The organism is Burkholderia sp. Cy-637, assembly GCF_011753175.1.
Classification (GTDB): Bacteria; Pseudomonadota; Gammaproteobacteria; order Burkholderiales; family Burkholderiaceae; genus Burkholderia; species Burkholderia gladioli.
In genome coordinates this window covers 17186-35444 of the sequence record NZ_VWWC01000003.1, presented here as the reverse complement: position 1 = coordinate 35444, position 18259 = coordinate 17186, and the positions used below count along the sequence as shown (strand labels likewise).

General features: G+C 67.6%; 15 protein-coding genes. 8 read left to right on the top strand and 7 right to left on the bottom strand.

The annotated features are described in order from the left end of the window. Window positions 1–4: 4 nt before the first annotated feature. Both F3J10_RS01755 and F3J10_RS01750 read left to right on the top strand, forming a co-directional pair. On the top strand, window positions 5–1360 hold the full coding sequence (locus F3J10_RS01755) for an MmgE/PrpD family protein (protein ID WP_167240751.1): 1356 nt from the start codon (window positions 5–7) through the stop codon (window positions 1358–1360). Next, window positions 1353–2084 carry an MmgE/PrpD family protein gene (locus tag F3J10_RS01750; RefSeq protein WP_167240749.1) on the top strand — a complete coding sequence of 244 codons (732 nt, stop codon included), beginning with the start codon at window positions 1353–1355 and terminating at the stop codon, window positions 2082–2084. Before F3J10_RS01755 ends, F3J10_RS01750 begins: the two co-directional genes overlap by 8 nt. Window positions 2085–2133: 49 nt before the next feature. Here the strand turns inward: F3J10_RS01750 and F3J10_RS01745 are convergent, their stop codons facing one another. After that, complete coding sequence (locus tag F3J10_RS01745) at window positions 2134–2874, bottom strand: GntR family transcriptional regulator (protein ID WP_167240747.1); 741 nt, start codon at window positions 2872–2874, stop codon at window positions 2134–2136. A 168-nt stretch (window positions 2875–3042) separates the two neighbouring features. Here F3J10_RS01745 and F3J10_RS01740 point away from each other — a divergent pair, with 168 nt between their 5' ends. Both F3J10_RS01740 and F3J10_RS01735 read left to right on the top strand, forming a co-directional pair. Further along, window positions 3043–3426 carry a VOC family protein gene (locus F3J10_RS01740; RefSeq protein ID WP_167240745.1) on the top strand — a complete coding sequence of 128 codons (384 nt, stop codon included), beginning with the start codon at window positions 3043–3045 and terminating at the stop codon, window positions 3424–3426. A gap of 232 nt (window positions 3427–3658) precedes the next feature. After that, window positions 3659–4750 carry an alpha/beta fold hydrolase gene (locus F3J10_RS01735; protein ID WP_060002951.1) on the top strand — a complete coding sequence of 364 codons (1092 nt, stop codon included), beginning with the start codon at window positions 3659–3661 and terminating at the stop codon, window positions 4748–4750. Between the two features lie 95 nt (window positions 4751–4845). On the opposite strand, the gene F3J10_RS01730 is transcribed toward F3J10_RS01735, so the two are convergent. The 5 genes from F3J10_RS01730 to F3J10_RS01710 form a co-directional block, all read right to left on the bottom strand. Then, window positions 4846–6315: an efflux transporter outer membrane subunit gene (locus F3J10_RS01730; protein WP_025098532.1), complete on the bottom strand. Its 1470-nt coding sequence runs from the start codon at window positions 6313–6315 to the stop codon at window positions 4846–4848. 8 nt (window positions 6316–6323) lie between these two features. Next, on the bottom strand, window positions 6324–7532 hold the full coding sequence (locus F3J10_RS01725) for an efflux RND transporter periplasmic adaptor subunit (protein WP_025098531.1): 1209 nt from the start codon (window positions 7530–7532) through the stop codon (window positions 6324–6326). After that, window positions 7522–10740, bottom strand: coding sequence for an efflux RND transporter permease subunit (locus F3J10_RS01720; RefSeq protein ID WP_166911319.1), 3219 nt, complete (start codon window positions 10738–10740; stop codon window positions 7522–7524). The genes F3J10_RS01725 and F3J10_RS01720 overlap by 11 nt, the downstream gene beginning before the upstream one ends. 254 nt (window positions 10741–10994) lie before the next feature. After that, complete coding sequence (locus tag F3J10_RS01715; protein ID WP_167240743.1) at window positions 10995–11789, bottom strand: hypothetical protein; 795 nt, start codon at window positions 11787–11789, stop codon at window positions 10995–10997. 207 nt (window positions 11790–11996) lie between these two features. Continuing rightward, window positions 11997–12194 (bottom strand): hypothetical protein, encoded by a 198-nt coding sequence (locus tag F3J10_RS01710; protein WP_167240741.1) that lies wholly within the window; start codon window positions 12192–12194, stop codon window positions 11997–11999. A gap of 375 nt (window positions 12195–12569) precedes the next feature. Here F3J10_RS01710 and F3J10_RS01705 point away from each other — a divergent pair, with 375 nt between their 5' ends. The 3 genes from F3J10_RS01705 (at window position 12570) to F3J10_RS01695 (ending at window position 15536) form a co-directional block, all read left to right on the top strand. Continuing rightward, window positions 12570–13601 carry a glycosyl hydrolase gene (locus tag F3J10_RS01705; protein ID WP_025098529.1) on the top strand — a complete coding sequence of 344 codons (1032 nt, stop codon included), beginning with the start codon at window positions 12570–12572 and terminating at the stop codon, window positions 13599–13601. 244 nt (window positions 13602–13845) lie between these two features. Continuing rightward, window positions 13846–14934 carry a retroviral-like aspartic protease family protein gene (locus F3J10_RS01700; RefSeq protein WP_167231823.1) on the top strand — a complete coding sequence of 363 codons (1089 nt, stop codon included), beginning with the start codon at window positions 13846–13848 and terminating at the stop codon, window positions 14932–14934. A 122-nt stretch (window positions 14935–15056) separates the two neighbouring features. Continuing rightward, on the top strand, window positions 15057–15536 hold the full coding sequence (locus tag F3J10_RS01695) for an Ivy family c-type lysozyme inhibitor (RefSeq protein WP_167240739.1): 480 nt from the start codon (window positions 15057–15059) through the stop codon (window positions 15534–15536). Window positions 15537–15870: 334 nt separating this feature from the next. Here F3J10_RS01695 and F3J10_RS36505 read toward each other — a convergent pair whose 3' ends face one another. Further along, window positions 15871–15999, bottom strand: coding sequence for a hypothetical protein (locus F3J10_RS36505; protein WP_275691123.1), 129 nt, complete (start codon window positions 15997–15999; stop codon window positions 15871–15873). Window positions 16000–16312: 313 nt separating this feature from the next. Between F3J10_RS36505 and F3J10_RS01690 the strand changes: the two genes are divergently transcribed. Continuing rightward, on the top strand, window positions 16313–18166 hold the full coding sequence (locus F3J10_RS01690; protein WP_167240737.1) for an amidohydrolase: 1854 nt from the start codon (window positions 16313–16315) through the stop codon (window positions 18164–18166). The last annotated feature ends 93 nt before the right edge of the window (window positions 18167–18259 follow it).

Below are 18259 nucleotides of genomic sequence, written 5' to 3'. Positions count from 1 at the left end.
CCGAATGAGTTCCATTGCCGCCGCGTTTGCGCACGGCCTGTACACACTTGCGGGGCAGCCGCTGCCTGCGAAGGTCGCCGACGAGGCCCGGCGCTCCCTCATCAACGTGATCGGGACGTCGATCGGCGCCTCGCGCCATCCCGGCGTCGACGCGATCCTCGCCGCCGCCGTCGAGATCGGCGCGCAGCCCGCCGCGCCGGTGCCGGGGCGCGTCGAGCGCACCGACCTGCATTTCTCCGCGCTGGCCACCGGCTTCGCGGGCCATCTCGACGATTTCGACGATACGCATCTCGCCACGGTGATCCACCCGGCCGCCTCGGTGTTCGCCGTGCTGACGGCGCTGGCACCGTCCACGCAGCCGAGCGGCGCGCAGGCGCTGACGGCCTTCGCGCTGGGCTGCGAGGCGCAGTTGCGGGTGGGCGTGTCGATCTCGCCCGAGCATTACGACCGCGGCTGGCACATCACCGGGACCTGCGGCGTGATCGGCTGCGCCGTGACGGCGGCCCTGCTGCTGGGGCTGGACGCCGACGGCATCCGCCGCGCGACGGCCATCGCCGCTTCGATGTTCGTCGGCCAGCGCGAAGCCTTCGGCACCATGACCAAGCCTTATCACCCGGGCAAGGCCGCGGCCAACGGCATCGCCGCCGCGCAACTCGCGCAGCGGGGGCAGCCGGCCGAGGACGACATCTTCGAGGCGCCCGGCGGTTATTCGCACTCGCTGTCGACCAAGGTCGATTTCGAGCTGATGAACGGCGCGATGGGCGAGCGCTGGGAACTGCTGTCGAACACCTACAAGCCTTATCCCTGCGGCATCGTTGCCCACCCGGCGATCGACGCGGGACTGGCCCTGTCGGCGCGGATTCCCGAGGTCGGCGAGATCGAGTCGATCACGCTGCGCTGCCATCCGCTGGTGCCCGAGCTGATGGGCAACCCGCAGCCCAAGGATGGTCTGCAGGCGCGCTTCAGCGCGATCCACGGCGTCGCGGCGGCGCTGTGCGACCGTCGCGTCGGGATCGCGCAATACGAGGACGCGCGCGTGGTGCAGCCCGACGTCAGCGCGATGCGTGCCCGCACGAAGCTGGTGCCCGACAGCGCCGTGAATCGCGACGAGGTGTTCATCGAGGCCCTGCTCAAGGACGGCAGCAAGGTGGCGCATCACGTCGAGCACGCGCGCGGCAGCCTGGCGCGCCCGCTCACCGACGACGAGCTGCGGGAAAAGATCGAGCTGCTGATCGATCCGATCCTCGGCGACGGCGCCACGCGACGGATCGCCGAGCAGGTTCGCGATCTCGAATCCCAGCCCGACCTGCGCGCGCTTTTCGAACTTTGCCTTCCCACCGAGGACCAGAATCATGCATGAGGCCGCCACCCATTCCGACGTTTCCGCCGCGCTGGTGAGCTTCGCGCTCGCGCCGCTGGCGAAGGAGGCGCGCTCCGCCGTCGCGGCGGCCCATCGGGCGATCGCCGAGGCGCGCGCGATCCTGTCATCGACCTCCGCCGATGCGGCGGTTGCCGGGCTGCCGGCGCAGGCGGGCTCGTCGAGCGACCTGCGCCTGCGTGCCTGGAGCCTGGGCGCGCAGTTGACGGCGCAGGCCGTGCTCTCGCTGGCGACGCCGGTGGTCGCGGCGGCGCTGACGGCGGGCGAGCGCTTCGGCGCATCGGACGAGGCCATCGCCGAAGCCGTGGCGATCGGCACCGAGGCCGCCACGCACACGCTGGCCGCGCTCGACAGCAGCGAATACCGGGCACGCTGGAACCTCGTGTCCTCGATCGGGGTGCTGGGGGCCACGCTGGCCGTGGCGCGCCTGCTTGGGCTCGACGCGCCGCGTGCGCAGCATGCGCTCGGCGTGGCGGCGACCCAGGCGGCGGGGCTCGCGCGCAACGCGGGCAAGGCGATGGAAGCCATCGAGATCGGCAAGGCGGCCGCCGACGCGATCGAATCGGCCCTGGTGGCCAAGCACGGCTTCACCAGCGCGGTGGCCTCGATCGACGGGCGGCGCGGCCTGGCGGCGCTGATGGCCTATCGCTTCGACGCGGCGCGGATTGCCGGCGAGCCGGCCGTCTGGTGGTCGACGGTGGCCTGAGCCGCGAGTTGCTTGTGACGACCGCCGCAGGCATCGCGGCGGCGGTCTTTCAGTCCTGCAGCCCGCGCGTGTTGCGATACACGCAATGGCTCGATTCGACGAAGCGCACGCGATGCTCGACGGGCTTGTCCTTGAAGGTGTAGGCGGTGCGCTCGACGCGCAGCACCGGCGTGCCGGGCTCTACCTGCAGCGCGTCGGCCACCTTCTGGTCGGCGACCGCGCCGGCCAGGTCCTCCACCACGCGCACCACCGAGATGCCGAAATGCTCCTGGTAGAAGCCGTAGATCGAGCCGCGCCGCGCCGCGAAGTGCTCGGCGGTGAGCTTCGGGAACAGGTCGAGCGGAATCCACAGATGGTCGAGCATCACCGGCACCTCGCCGAGCAGGCGCAGGTTGTCGATGCTGGCCAGGCGCGCGCCGCGCTCCAGCTTCAGGATCGAGGCCAGCGCCGGCGTGGCGCGCTCCTTGCCGAAACGCAGCAGCCGCGCGCCCACCGTCACCGTCTCGCCGGTGTGGTCGACGAAGTTGAAATACTGGTCGAAGGCATGTTCGTCGGCGAATTTCGCGACGATGGTGCCGAGCCGCGCGCGCCGGATCAGCAGGCGCTCGGCCACCAGTTCCTCCACCGCGCGGCGGATGGTGCCGATGCCCACGCCGAAGGCCTCGGCCAGTTGCGGTTCGGTGGGGATCTTCTCGCCGGCCGCCCAGACGCCGGTGCGCAGACGCTCGAGGATTCCTGCGCGGACGATTTCATACAGCGGCTGGTCGGCTGAAGGGCGGGTGGCTGGCATCGATCTGACAAGGATTGGGCTGGACGCGCGAACCTGCGAAGGATACAGGATCGGAACGCTGGTTCGGCGCGAGCGTTCCCCGGCCGGAAAGCGGGCGGCGGCGCCGATCGCGCCGAAAACCCGCATCATGGTGGTCTTGCCATCCTGTTCGCCCCAAGGAGCCCGACCATGCCGCTGATCGACCATCTCGACCACCTGGTGCTGACCTGCGTCGACCCCGATGCCACCCGGCATTTCTATACCGAGGTGCTGCAGATGCAGCTCGAGAGCTTCGGCGCCGGGCGCCTGGCGTTTCGCTTCGGCAAGCAGAAGATCAACCTGCACGTGCGCGGCGCCGAGTTCGAACCGAAGGCGCATCTGCCGGTGCCGGGCGCGCTCGATCTGTGCTTTATCGCGGCGGTGCCGCTGGACGAGGTGATCGCGCACCTGGCGCGCATGAGCTGGCCGATCGTCGAGGGCCCGGTCGAGCGAACCGGCGCGACGGCCCGGATCCGCTCGGTCTATGTGCGCGACCCGGACCTGAACCTGATCGAGATTTCCGAATTGCTGTGAGCGGCGGTGCCGCCGCGCGGCCCGGTGCCGGGCGGGAAGCCAAAAGCTTTGTCGCGCATCGATAACGCGTACAGGAAAACCGGAAGATTGTCCCATCCGCCGCCGCCTGCCTTCGCTACATTGGAGCAACGGCCGGCGGGGCGGACGGCATCTGTCATGCCGCCGGGCACCCGCGGCCGGAACTCCGATTCGATGCGAACGGATCCCCGAACCTGCAATGACAGAGAAAGCCATGAAAAGCATTTTGTTGGGCTGCGCCGCGATGACGGTCTGCGCGCTGGGCCACGCGCAGACGCCGGCGCCCGCCGGGGCGGCGGACGCGGCCGAAACGGCAGGCGACTACCTCGCCCGCGATTTCCGTTTCTCCGACGGCTCGGTGCTGCCCGAGGTCAGGCTCCATTACACGACCCTGGGCCGGCTGCGGCGCGACGCGGCGGGCCATGCCACCAACGCGGTGCTGCTGCTGCACGGCACCACCGGCAGCGGCGCGCAGTTCCTCACCAAGAGCTCGCGCGAGGCGCTGTTCGCGCCGGGCGCGCCGCTCGACACCAGCAAGTATTTCGTGATCGTGCCGGACGGCCTGGGCCGCGGCGGGTCGAGCAAGCCCAGCGACGGCCTGCGCGCGCGCTTCCCGCAATACGGCTACAACGACGTGGTGCAGGGCCAGTACCGGCTGGTCACGGAAGGGCTCAAGGTCGACCACCTGAAGCTGGTGCTGGGCACCTCGATGGGCGGCATGCAGACCTGGCTGTGGGGCGAGCAGCACCCGGCGATGATGGACGCGCTGATGCCGATCGCCTCGCAGCCGATCGCGATGGCCGGCCGCAACTGGCTGTGGCGGCAGATGGTGGTGGGCGCGATCGAGCATGATCCGGGCTGGCAGCAGGGCGATTACGCCAGCTCGCCGCAGCAGTGGATCCGCACCATGCCGGTGTTCGCGATCATGACGCAGAACCCGCGCCAGTTGCAGCTCGCCGCGCCCGATCGCGAGGCCGCCACGAAGCTGTACGACTCGATCGTCGCGCAGTACGCGAAGTACGACGCCAACGACGTGCTGTACTGGTTCCGCTCCTCGTCCGACTACGATCCCGCGCCGCAGCTCGGCAAGATCCGCGCCAAGCTGTTCGCCGTCAACTTCCAGGACGACCTGATCAACGCCACCGATCTCGGCGCGATGCAGCGCCTGGTGCCCGAGGTGCCGGGCGGCCGTTTCGTGGAGATTCCGGAAGGCGCGGGTTCCTATGGCCACCAGACGCTGGCGCATCCCGAGGTCTGGGGCAAGTACCTGGTGCAGTTGCTGGACGAGGTGGGCACGCCGCGCTGAGGCTTGCGAGCCGGGCCCCCGGCCTGATTCCCGGGCCCGGCCCGATACGACCGCGCGCGCCGGGCGACGAGATCGCCTGCGCGCGCGGCGTGGTTTCAGCCCGCCTTGGGCGGCGGCGCCGTGGCGACGGCCGGCGCCGCCTCCGGCTTCGAGAGGTCGTCCAGATCCCCGTCCGACCAGCCGCCGCCGAGCGCGCGCACCAACTGCACGTTGGCCACCAGCTGGCGGGTCTGGATGTCGAGCACGCTGCGCTCGGTGCTCAGCGCGGTGGTCTGCGCCTGCACCACGTCCAGGTAGCTGGCGATGCCGCGCTGGTAGCGCGTCAGCGCCAGCTCGACGGCGCGCTGGGCGGCATCGGCCGATTCGCGCTCCTGGTCGAGCGCGGTGCCCAGGTCGTGCAGCAGGGTCAGGCTGTCCTCGACCTGCTGGAAGGCGGCCAGCGCGACGCCGCGGTAACGCGCGGCGGCCTCGTCGGTGGCGGCCTTGACGGCATCGAGCTGGGCCCGGCGCAGCCCGCCGTCGAAGATGTACTGCGCGATCGACGGCCCGACCGACCAGAAGAAGTTCGGCGCGCTGAAGAAGTTCGTGTAGTTCGAGCTCTGCAGCCCGCCCTGGGCGCTGAGCGTGATCTGCGGGAAATAGGCGGCGCGCGCCACCCCGATCCGCGCATTCGATTCCGCCACGCGCCGCTCCGCCGCCGCGATGTCGGGGCGCCGCTGCAGCAGGGCCGAGGGCACGCCCACCGGCACCGGCGGCAGCACCACGTCGGCCGCCGAGGTCTCGACCCGGAAGTCCGAGGCCGAGGCACCCACCAGCACGGCGATGGCATGCTCGTTCAGCGCGCGCTGGGCGAGGTTCTGCGTGAGCTGCGATTTCGCGTCGGCCAGCAGCGCGGTGGAGCGCGTCACGTCGAGGCCCGATACGGCGCCGGCGTCGTGCAGCCGCTGCGTGAGTTGCTGGGCACGCTGGAAGGCGGCCACCGTGTCATTGAGCAGCTTGGTCTGGCGATCCAGGCCGCGCAGTTGCAGGTAGCTCTGCGCGAGCTGCGCCTCCAGGCTCAGCTGCACCGAGGCGAGATCGGCCTTGGTGGCCTGCGCCTCGTCCTTGGCCGCCGCCACCGTGTTGCGCACGCGGCCCCACAAATCGAGCTCGTAGTCGATCTCGCCGCCCAGCGAGACGGCGTTGTACTCGTTCGGGCTGCCGGCGCCGCGCAGCGGCCGCGTGTCCGACTGGCGGTTGCGCGTCGGGCTGGCGGTGGCCGAGACGCGCGGCAGCTCCGCCGCGCTCTGCTGCGAGACGAAGGCGCGCGCCTGCGCGTAATGCGCGAGCGCGGCGGCCAGGTCGGCGTTGCTGGCCAGCAGGCGAGTTTCCAGCGCGTCGAGCGCAGGCTCCCGATAGGCCTGCCACCAGGCGTCGCGCGGGATCTGGTCGGACGGCTGGGCCGGCGCCCAGGGGCCCACCGTGCGATAGGCCACCGAGGCCGGCACCGGCGGCACCTTGTAGTCGGGCGCGAGCGAACAGCCGGCCAGCGCGAGCGCGGCCGCCAGCAGCGTCAGACGGGACATCGGCCGCTTCATGAACGGGCCCTCTGGGCGCCGCCGTCGGCGTTGCCGCCATTGCCTGCGTTGCCGCCGGTCGCGATGTGCACCGCATCGCCGTCGGCGAGCCCGTCGGGCGGCGTATCGACGATCCGCTCGCCGGCCCCGATCCCGTCGGCGATCTCCACCTGGGTGCCGAGATCGCGCGTGATCTTCACGCGGCGGTAATGGATATGCCCGTCGGCGCCCACCGTCATGACGCGCGTGCCCTGCGCGTCGAACAGGATCGAGCTGGCCGGCACGCGCAGCGTATCGGCCGAGGCCGGCAGCGCGAAGGCCAGGTTGGCGAAGGCGCCCGGCAGCAGCGCGCCGTCCCGGTTGTCCACCACCAGCTGCACGAGCGTGGTGCCCGATTGCGGATTGACCGCGCCCGAGGCGGCCACCACCTTGGCGACGAACTTGCGCTGCGGGTACTCGGGCACGGTCAGCGTCGCGTCGGTGCCGGCTCGCACGCTCGGCGCGTAGTTCTGCGGCACCTGCACGTAGACGCGCAGCCGCGTCACGTCCGACACGGTGAACAGTTCCTCGCCGGTCGAGCCGCCGGCGTTGACCAGCGCCCCCACGTCGGTGCGCCGCGCGGTCACCACGCCGTCGAACGGCGCCACCAGCCGCGCGAAGCCCTTCAGCGCGACCAGCCGGTTGACGTTGGCCAGCGCCGAGTCCACCGCGGCGCGGCGGGCCGCGTAGTCGCTGGTGCGCTGGTCGACGTCCTGCTTGGAAACGGCATCCGAGCCCAGCAGCGACTGCCAGCGCTTGGCGGTGATCTCGGCCAGCGAGGCATTGGTGCGCGCGCTCTCCAGGTCGGCGCGCGCCTGCAGCAGTTGCTGGTCGACCTCGGGCGTCTCGATCACGCCGAGTTCCTGCCCGCTCTTCACGTGCGAGCCGATGTCGTACTGCCAGGACTTCAGGTAGCCGCTCACGCGCGCCAGGATCGGCGCGCTCGACCAGGCCTCGAGCCGGCCCGGCAGGTTCAGCGCGGGCCCGGCGTCGGCGCGCGACACGGCGATCACGCGCACGGTCGGCACGGCATTGGTGTCGGTCCAGGCGCGCACGCGCGAGGCGTCATGGGCGCGTACCGCGATGCCGGCGGCCACGATCGCCACGGCGATCACCACGCCCGCCACGGCGGCGGTGCGCAGCCGGCGGCGGGAGACCGATCGTGGACGGGAAACTTCAGACGACATGGCCGGTTCCTTGCTCAGAAATATCGGAAGAGGGCGCCTGGCGCGGGCGCGCATGAATCATGGAGAACACGGCGGGCACCAGGAACAGCGTGGCCGCGGTGGCGAACATCAGGCCGCCGATCACGGCGCGCCCGAGCGGCGCGTTCTGTTCGCCGCCCTCGCCGAGGCCGAGCGCCATCGGCGCCATGCCGATCACCATCGACAGCGCCGTCATCAGCACCGGGCGGAAGCGCGTGAAGCCGGCCTCGATCGCCGCGCGCAGCGGGTCGCCGTGCTCGGCCAGCGATTCGCGACAGAAGCTGACCACCAGGATCGAGTTGGCGGTGGCCACGCCCATGCACATGATCGCGCCGGTCAGCGCCGGCACCGACATGGTGGTGTGGGTCGCGAACAGCATCCAGATGATGCCGGCGATCGCGGCCGGCAGCGCCGTGACGATCACGAAGGGATCCGACCAGGACTGGAAGTTCACCACGATCAGCAGGTAGATCAGCACCACCGCGCCGAGCAGGCCGAACAGCATGCCGCCGAACGCGGCATTCATGGTCTGCACCTGGCCGAGCAGGGCCACGCTGGAGCCGCGCGGCAGATCCTTGGCGTGCGCCGAGACGATCCGGTTGATGTCGCGCGAGACCGAGCCCAGGTCGCGATCCTGGGTGGTCGCGAAGATCTCGACCATCGGCTGGATGTTGTACTGGCTGACGATCGAGTTGATGTCGGCGCGGCGGATGGTGGCCAGCCCGCCGAGGATCTGGGTGGCGTTGCCGGCCGCGGCGGCGTTCGCGCCGGTGGCCGAGATCGGCAGGTTCTGCAGCGCCGCCAGCGTGTCGAGGTTGTACTGCGGCGTCTGCATCACGATCGGGTAGGAGATGCCGTTGGCCGGGTTCAGCCAGTAGGTCGGCGCCACCTGGCTGGAGCCGGCCAGGTTCACCACCAGGCTGTTGGTCACGTCGCGCTCGGTGATGCCCAGCAACTGGGCGCGGGTGCGATCCACGTCGACCGAGAAGGCCGGGCTCTGCTGCGACTGCTGGATGCGCGCGTCCACCACGCCCGGCACGCGGCGGATCTCGCGCAGCAGCGTGTTGGTGTAGTCGAAGTTGGCGGCCAGGTTGTTGCCGCGCACCTGCAGGTCGATCGGCGCCGGCGAGCCGAAGTTCAGGATCTGGCTGATGATGTCGGCCGGCGGGAACGAGAAGGTCACGCCGGGGAAGCGGCGCGGCAGTTCCTCGCGCATGCGGCGCACGTAGTCGGCGGTGGGCCCGTGACCCTCGTTCAGGGTGATCTGGATGTCGCCGTCCTGAGAGCCGATGGTGCCGGTGTTGTTGTAGGCGGTGTTGATGCCGCTCGAGGACAGGCCCATGTTGTCGACCATGGTGCCGAGCTCGGCGGGCGGGATGATGCCGCGCACCGCCTGCTGCACCCTGGCGAGGATCTCGGCGGTGCGCTCCACGCGCGTGCCGACCGGCGCACGCACGTGCATCACGATCTGGCCGGCATCCACCGAGGGGAAGAAGTTCTGGCCCAGCAGCGGCACCAGCGCGAACGAGACCAGCACGAAGCCGAAGAACACCGAGACGAAGGGCTTGCGATGCGCGAGCGCCAGCTCCAGCAGGGCGCGATAGCGGGCCCGCACGCGCTCGAAGCGCGCCTCGAAACCGCGCTGGAAGCGCACCAGCGGGTTGCGGCTGGGCGCGCGTTCGGCGCCGTGCCCGCCTTCGGCATGCGCGTGCGGCTTGAGCAGGTACTTGGCCATGGTCGGCACCAGCGTGCGCGACAGGATGAACGAGGAGATCATCGCGAACATCACCGCCTCGGCCATCGGCACGAACAGGAAGCGCGCGATCCCCTGCAGGAAGAACATCGGCACGAACACGATGCAGATGCACAGCAGCGAGACGAAGGCCGGCGTGACGATCTGCGCGGCGCCGTCGAGGATCGCCGGCTCCACCTGCTTGCCCTGTTCCAGGTGCCAGTTGATGTTCTCGATGGTCACGGTGGCGTCGTCCACCAGGATCCCGACCGCCAGCGCGAGGCCGCCCAGGGTCATGATATTGAGCGTCTCGCCGAGCGCCGAGAGCGTGATGATCGAGCCGAGCACGGCCAGCGGGATCGAGGTGGCGATGATCAGGGTCGAGCGCCAGCTGCCGAGGAACAGCAGGATCATCAGGCTGGTCAGCACCGCCGCGATCACGCCCTCGCGCGCCACGCCGCTGATGGCCGCCGTGACGAACAGCGACTGGTCGCCGATCGGGGCGATCTGCAGGTTCTGCGGCCAGCCGGCCTTGCCCTGCTCGACGTGCTGCTTGATGCCCGAGATGATCGCCAGCGTCGAGGCCGCGCCGTTCTTGAGCACCGTGATCAGCACCGAGCGGTTGCCGTCGACGTGCACGATGTTGGTCTGCGGCGCGCTGCCGTCGTGCACGTTGGCGATGTCGCGCATGTAGATGGTGGTGCCGTTCACCGCCTTGACCGGCAGGTTGGCCAGCTCGCGGATATCGCCGGGCGCGTCGTTCAGGTTCAGCGTGTATTCATAGTCGCCGATCTTCTCGGTGCCGATCGGCGTAAGCAGGTTCTGGCCGGCCAGCGCGTTGGCCACGTCCTGCGCCGACAGCCCGCGCGCCTGCAGCGCGGCCGGATCGACGTCGAGCTGGACCTGGCGCGTCTTGCCGCCGAACGGGAACGGGATCGCCGCGCCGGGCACCGTCACCAGCGCCGGGCGCAGCGTGTTGAGGCCCAGGTCGGCGAGGTTCTGCTCGGACAGGCCCTTGCCCGACAGCGCGAGCTGGATGATCGGCACCGTCGAGGCGTTGTAGTTCAGGATCAGCGGCGGGGTGGTGCCGGGCGGCAACTGGCGCAGCAGCGTCTGCGAGACCGCGGTGACCTGCGCGTTCGCCGTGTTGATGTCGACGCCGGGCTGGAAGAAGATCTTGATCACGCCGAAGCCGGTGATCGACTGCGCCTCGATGTGCTCGACGTCGTTGACCGTGGTGGTCAGCGTGCGCTCGAAGGGCGAGGAGATCCGCCCGGCCATCTGGTCCGGCGACAGGCCCGTGTACTGCCAGATCACCGCAATCACGGGGATGCGGATGTTCGGGAAGATGTCGGTCGGCGTGCGCAGTGCTGCGAGCGGCCCAATGATCAGGATCAGGATTGCGAGGACCACGAATGTATACGGTCTTCGCAAGGCAACGCGTACTAGGCCGAGCATGTATCTTCCGAAATCGCGACAAATTGAGGAAAAGTCCGCCGCAGCGGGCATCGCGCCCGTCGCATCGGCGGGATACTACCGGCTCAATTTCCGCCCAGCCAACAGGTTTTTTGTTTGCTGTCAATGCTGCCAGATTCCCGTCAGGCAGGCGTTCCCCGGCGGCCTGCTCGGCGTCGCCAGGAGGGGAAAAGGGCAGAGGAAAGCGGGCCGCGGCGCGTGCCCGGGGCGCCTGGGTTCGCCGCGGCCCGGCGGCGTCAGCCGCGTGCCTTCGCCTTGGCGGCGGGGCGCTTGCGCTCCTCGGCCGGCGCCGGCTTGCGATCGTCGACCGGCGTGAAGTGGACGGTGAGGGTGGTGGCGCGGTTCAGCTTCTTGTCCCGCGATGCCGACAGGTCGACGAGGTAGAAGGAAATGCCGCCGCCGGCCTTCGATTCGGTCGAGATGCCGACGTCCACCGAGATGCTGTCGCCCTTGTAGGCGTCGTCGGTGGCGTGGAAGCAGGGCCTCACGGCGGCGGCGCGGATGATCGAGTCGCGCAGGTTGTCGAGCAGGGGCGTGAGCACGGCATCGTCGCGGATCGCCGGGTCGTTCGCGCCGGCCTCGCCCAGCGCGTTCAATTGCTTTTCATAGTCCTGGCTGGTGGGTGGGAAATAGGCATAGGTGACTTTGTTCGAACCCGAATGCGTGGTCGACAGCGTGCCGCTCAGGTCCGGCTTCACGGTGGCCGGGATCGACAGGCCGGCGCCGCCGCTGAGCGACAGGTTCGAATCGGCCGACATCTCGATCGTGACGCTATCGATCCGGAAGCCGACATAGCCATCGCCGCAGGTCGGCGTCGCGATGTCGAGCCGGTTGCGCAGCTCGGGCCATTGCTTCTTCACCTGCACGCTGTCGTAGAGAAACAGCCCGACTTCCTGTTTGACGCGAATCAGCGCCTGGTACATGTCGGCCGACGAGATGGTCTGTTCGGCCGGCCTGGCGACCGGGCCGCTCTGGCAGGCGGAAAACAGCAAGGCGCAGGCGCATGCCGCGGCAAGGGGGAGGGTTTTCATCGCGAGATCCTTATTGTTGGGACCACCAGGCCGGAACGGCGAATGGGTGGGTGCCGCCCTGGTGTCGCAATGTTTTATATAGGGATCCGATGAATCGGGAAGCCGGCTTATTGAAATTCCAATAAATTTAACGCATTGAGAAATGATAAAAATTGTCGATGACGGCGTCGGCGGGTTATCAGTTTTACTGATTTTATTTCAAATTCATTACATGCCGAGCCACAGCTGATGGCCGGCACTGAATGGCCCGCTGGCGATCATGGCGTTTCCGGATTCGAAAAAATCATCCAATAAATTCATCGAATATCGTTCCGTAAATTTTTGCATGCTCCGGATTTTCGGAACGAAATCCTTTGCTGGACAGGCTTTCGGCCTGATCTCGATCTCCGGCGCGGAAATCTCCATATCTAAATGAATATCGAATTGCGTTCGCCATGGGCGTTACGCATACTCGATTCCGCCTTTTCGATTTCACGACAATCATTTACCTGATAAACGTTTCGCGGGACAGGTATCGCGATTCGATTCTTACAAAGCCTTCGATCGACCCGCGAGTCGATCGGAAAGGCGCACTCGCAGCATCTGGATTGCAGTTCGACGTGAGGATTTTTCGATTGCGGGCCGGCGCCGCCGCGAGGGGCGGGGCGCCGGCCGGCGGGTTCGGCCTCGACAAGCGAGGCCGGGCAGGGAAGTCGCGCCACGCAGGATGGTGGCGTCACCAACAGCGGGCGAATCCACGCCCGCGCATCGTCGTCTCACACTCTCTTCAGGAGAATTCAGATGAAATCGCTTCGACTCAAGGGCCTGGCCGCCTTGCTCTGTCTCGCCGCTTCCGCGCCGGTACTGGCCGAATCGGCGGCCACCGCCGCGGTGGCCTCCAACTTCATCTACAGCCCGTATTTCTACTCGGGCGACTTCAGCGGCGCCCAGCTCAACACCACCGTCACCGGCAGTTCCAAGACCTTGCTGAGCGTGATGCCGGCCAAGCTCCAGGCGGTGACCTGGGCCTTCGCGACCGGCAACTGCGGCAGCGAGAACTGGAGCGGCGTGTCGGCCTCCTCGTTCGCGAAGGCGAACGTGCAGGGCTTCGTGAACGCCGGCAAGAAATACATCGTCTCGACCGGCGGCGCCGGCGCGAGCTTCCTCTGCACCTCGGACGCCAACTTCCTGAAGTTCATCCAGACGTACTACAGCGCCAACATGCTCGGCGTGGATTTCGACGTCGAGAACGGCCAGAGCCAGAGCGACATCAACAACCTGGTGGCGCGCGTGGCGAACGCGCAGAACACCTACCCGAACCTGCGCTTCAGCTTCACGATCGCGACCGAGGGCGGCAACGCGGGGCAGAGCCTCGGCGACATCGGCGTGAAGGTGATGACGGCGATCCAGAACTACGGATTGAAGAACTACACGATCAACTTGATGACCATGGATTTCGCGGATTCGGGTGACGAGGATCCCTCGCTCTGCACGCTCAACAGCAGCGGCAAGTGCGACATGGGCAAGTCGACCATCGCGGCGGCCGAGAACCTGCACAACCACTGGAAGGTGCCGTACAACCAGATCGAGGTGACGCCGATGATCGGCGGCAACGACAGCATCGACGAGACCTTCACGCTGGCCGACGCGGTGGCGGTGTCGAACTACGCGCTGTCCAAGCAGATCGCCGGGATCCACTTCTGGGCCTTCTCGCGCGATCGCGATTGCAAGCCGGCCACCTCGGACAACAACTCGTCCGATACCTGCAACAACTACGGGAAGGCCGGCACGCTCGGCTACACGAACCAGTTCATTTCCTCGCTGGGGCTGTGAGCCGGGGGAAGGGGATCCGGTGAAGCAGGGCCGGGCCGCGCGTCCCGATACTCGCGGCCCGGCCCGGATTGGATGGGAAAGCGAGGCCCTGGCGCCGGTATTCCTGATCGCGAGTAGTCAATCGCGATCCGCCTGGCCGAGCGGGCGCATTCACGTCGCGACTTCCGTGCTAGGCTTTCGAAAAATTCGAGCGCTGCTCGTCAGCGCCGTGTGTTCCGATCTCCTTCCTCGCTCCAACAATAAGATGACGAGAATGATGGCCCGGCCGGCCAAGCTGTTCGTTCTTTGCGCGATCCTGCTCTCGCAGGCTGCCTGCGACGAATTCAAGGTACCCATTCCCAAGGACATCAAACCCGCCGTCGACACCTATCGACTGTCGAGCGTCGCCATTTCCGACCTGAGCAAGCCCGATATCCGGCGCCCGCTGCTGCAGTTGAGCCGAGAGGCCTGCAATCGCGACGCCATGGGCCGCCTGGCCGCCGAAATCGACGCGCTCGGCTACCGGCGCGAGAGCGCCGACGCGCTGGTGGCCTTCGTGGATCGCTGCGGCAGGGCGGACGGCTTCCTCAGCGCGGCCATCGAGGACCTGATCGCCACGAGCGACTACCAGGGCGCGGTGGCGATCGCCAACCGCCTGCTGGCGAACGATGCCACCGAGCCGCAATACTATTTCGATCGCGGCCGCGCCTACGAGGGCGCGCAGCAGGACGAGGCGGCGCTGGCCGACTACATGCAGGTGCTGGCCTTGTCGCCGGACCGCGCCTCGATCACCAGCAACCTGTTCATCCGCATCGCGGACCTGCATGCCAAGGCCGGCCGCTACTGCGACGCGGTGAGCGCGATCCGCATGTGGGTGTCGGCCGATCCCGAGCGCGCCGACAACGCGCAGGCCAAGGGCATCATCGCCCGTTATGCCTCGCATGCCAGTTGCCCGACGAGTTATGCCTCCGGGCAGGAAAGCTTCGCGCGCAAGGGCAGCAATACCATCCAGGTGAAGGCGCGCATCAACGGCGTGGAAGGCACCTTCATCGTCGATACCGGGGCGAGCTATGTCGTGATGAGCCAGGCGTTTGCGCAGCGGGCCCGGATCGACACCGCGCAGGCGCGGCACATTCGCCTGCAGACCGCCAATGGCCCGCGCGAGGGCCTGCTGGCCCAGGCGGATTCCGTCAAGCTCGGCCAGGTCGAGGCTTCCGCGGTACCGGTATCGGTCGATCCGGCCAGCAAGGCGCCGTTCGGGCAGGGCATCGACGGACTGCTCGGGCAATCGTTCCTGTCGCGGTTCGAGGTGTCGTTCGCGCCGACGAGATGGTCGATCCGGCAGCATTCGTGAGCCGAGCCGGCGCGGGGGGCGCGACGCAATCCGGCGCGTTCCGCAACGCCTGGGCAGGAAACTTACGGCTGACTTTCGGCACTAAGACGGCACCGATATCGAATGGATCCAGGAGGTTCCGCATGTCATTGAAGATTTCCTTGCTTGCCGTCGCCGTCCTGGGCATCGGCCAGGTCGGCCAGCTCGCGTGGGCTGATGAAGCCGCCAAGGCCGATCCGCAGTCGTTCAGCGCGATCGCCGGCAATCGTGATGCGGCGGCGGCCTTTGCCGCCATGAAGAAAGGGCATCGATTGCCCGACTGGGTGGCGCGAGGCGGCACCGAATCGCCGGCGAGCACGGTGTCGTTTGGCGGCCACGATGTTTATGTCATGAGCGCCTGCAAGCCGCATGATTGCGGCGCGCAGCGAATTGCCGTGATGTACGACCCGCGGGCGAAGCGGATGGTCGGCGTGCTGTCGGTCGTCGATCCGAAGCGTGACGTCGAAAGGCTGACGTGGTTGAACATCGGTGGCGACAACGAGTCGATCGACGGCCGCACGATCCTGTACGCAGCGCTGAGCGGGAGCCTGGAGAATCATCCGGGGGCATTCAGCTACAAGTAAGCGGGCGGCGGGCCCGGGTCCGGGGCAGCCCGCGGCCGGGCCGCCGAGCCAAGCCAGTGACGGACGCCGGGCCGAACGCCTGCGCTCCTGGACGATTGCGAATTCGATCGGCGACGATGCCAAAAACTTGAGGCCTTATTTATAAAGAGTCGTCGCGTCAATGATGCAGATCAAAGCAGCAGCCGAAATAATAATATCTACATCAATCCACTGAGACTTCCGTGCTAGTTTCGCATTTGCCCGCGAAAGCAATCGGTGTCGTGCCATTTGCAAGATACCGAGATCGAGTCATTCGGTTCGCGCGGTGAAGATGCTTCCTTGCAAGCCGAAATCATCATTCGGCATTCAAATAACGAATAAATCTCTCCGGGGTAGCTGTGATGGCGAGGATTTTGGATTTCATCGGAACCGAGTGGAAGCTGGGCGTGACATTGCCCGTCACGCTCGCCGTGGACGTCTCCATTCCCATTCTCGATATCGCGAGGCCCGGATTCGATAAGCTCGGCATTCGCTTTCGATATTGACAGCATCGTTTTGCCGAACCCTTGGCTGTGTTTCGGCCATCGTTAAATCATGCCGCCGCGACTTGCAGCGTTGTCGAAGGAATGATGCGGCATTGAAGGCTGTTATTCGACACGTCGCAGCGGCGGTCGGGAAGAGCAGGGCGCTCGGATATCGATGCGCCGCTCGAAGCGAATGCCGAGCTTATCGAATCCGCCTCTCGTGATATCGATCGTGATTATCGAGACCGCGGTGAAAACCCACGAGGAACCCCTATGTCGGAACGTTTCCAATTCGGTTGTGCCTGTTGCAGCCCGCATCTGCTGCCGTCCTACCGCCACGATCACCACCAATGGCAGGCCGCGCTCGATGGCGCCGTGCCTCGGCCGGCTTCCCGGGGACCGTCGCAGTCCGTTATCTTCCATGGTGGGCACATCCACCCGGACCCGGAGCATCCCGAGCAGCGCGTCAAGGCGCTCGGCATCGCGGATGGCCAGGTGATCGCGAGCGGCGATCTGGCGGAGGTGCGTAAGGCGATGGCCGACTACGCACCGGTGATCGAGCGGCCGCTCACGGCCGACGAGACGCTGTTGCCCGGCCTGATCGATCCGCATGCGCATCTGGTGACGAGCGCATTGATGACGACCTGGGCCGACCTGTCGCCGTTCGACGGGCAGAACCTGAACCCGCGGTATGACCGGCAAGAGATCGCGCGGCGGCTCCAGGACGCGGTCGCGGCGGCGCACGCGGCGAGCCCGCCGCGCAAATGGGTGACGGGCTACGGCGTCGATCCGTCCTTGATGACGGTCTGGCAGGATGTCGACGCCGGGTTTCTCGACGACATCAGCACCGACGTCAAGATCTTCCTGCTCAACGCGTCCGGCCATATCAGCTATGCCAACACGCCCGCGTTGAAGGCGGCCGGCCTCGACGGCAGCCATAAGGACGGCGTGCTGACCGAGCAGCAGTCGGCGGCGGTGCTGGCCGCCATGCCGCCCGTCACCGCGGAGCAGATCCTCGCGGGCCTCGCGATCGTGTTCCAGCAGGCCAACCAGCGCGGCATCACCACCGTGTTCGACGCGAGCGTCGGGCTGATCGCGGGGCCGGGGGAAGTCGCCATGATGAAGGCGCTGGCGAAGACGCCGGCCATGACCGTGCGGGTGGGCGGCGCGCTGTACGGCAACGGCAACGATCTGATGACCTGGCTCAACGCCTACAAGCCGGAACTGGAGAGCGACCCGAACGCGCTGTTCACGCTGCGCGCGATCAAGCTGATCGCCGACGGCTCGAACCAGGGGCTGACGGGTTTCCAGAGCCGCCCGTACCAGTGCTGCGACGAGCACACGGTGCCCGGCGTCGGGGCTTACGGCCTGTTCAATTTCGACCCGGTGCGCAAGCTGGCCGACTTGATGGCGATGGTGGCCGACGCCGGCTGGCCGATTCTCACGCACGCCAACGGCGACGAGGGCATCGCCAACGTGCTGGCGGCTTACCAGAGCGCGCTCAGCACGGTGCCGCCGCCTCCGCCGCCGAAGCAGCCGTATCCGACCCAGCCGGCCTGGGCCATGCAGCGTCACCGTATCGAGCACGCCTCGCTGCTGCACGACGACGCGATTGGCCAGATGCGGCGGATGGCGATCTCGCCGAGCTTCCTGATCGGCCACGTGGGCTACTGGGGCGCCGCGTTCCGCGACACCATCCTGGGTGCCGAGCGCGCGCAACTGCTCGACCGCGGCGCCTCGGCATTGAAGGCGGGCCTGAGGATCAGCCTGCACAGCGACCACTTCGTGACGCCGTTCGGGCCGCTGCGCTGCATGGAGCAGTCGATCGGGCGCGTGATGGAGGCGCTCGAGCACGGCTCGCCGTCGTCCGGCGGCACGGAGAACGTGCTCAACCCGCGCGAGCGCCTGGATGTCTACCAGGCGCTGCGCGCCGTGACCATCGACGCGGCTTGGCAGTGCCATCTCGATCACCAGATCGGTTCGCTGCTGCCGGGCAAGCAGGCCGATCTCGTGATCCTGGCGAAGAACCCGCTGCGATGGACCGAGCCGAATGCCGCCGGCATGCGCGACATCGGTGTACTGGAAACCTGGGTGAACGGCAGCAAGGTGTTCACGGCCGCGCAGTAAGGGTGGCGAGGTGGCCGGCCAGGCGCTGTCCGTGCCTGGCCGGCTTGCCACTGACATTTCCTCGTGGCTTGTGTTTGTCGTCGTTGTTATTTG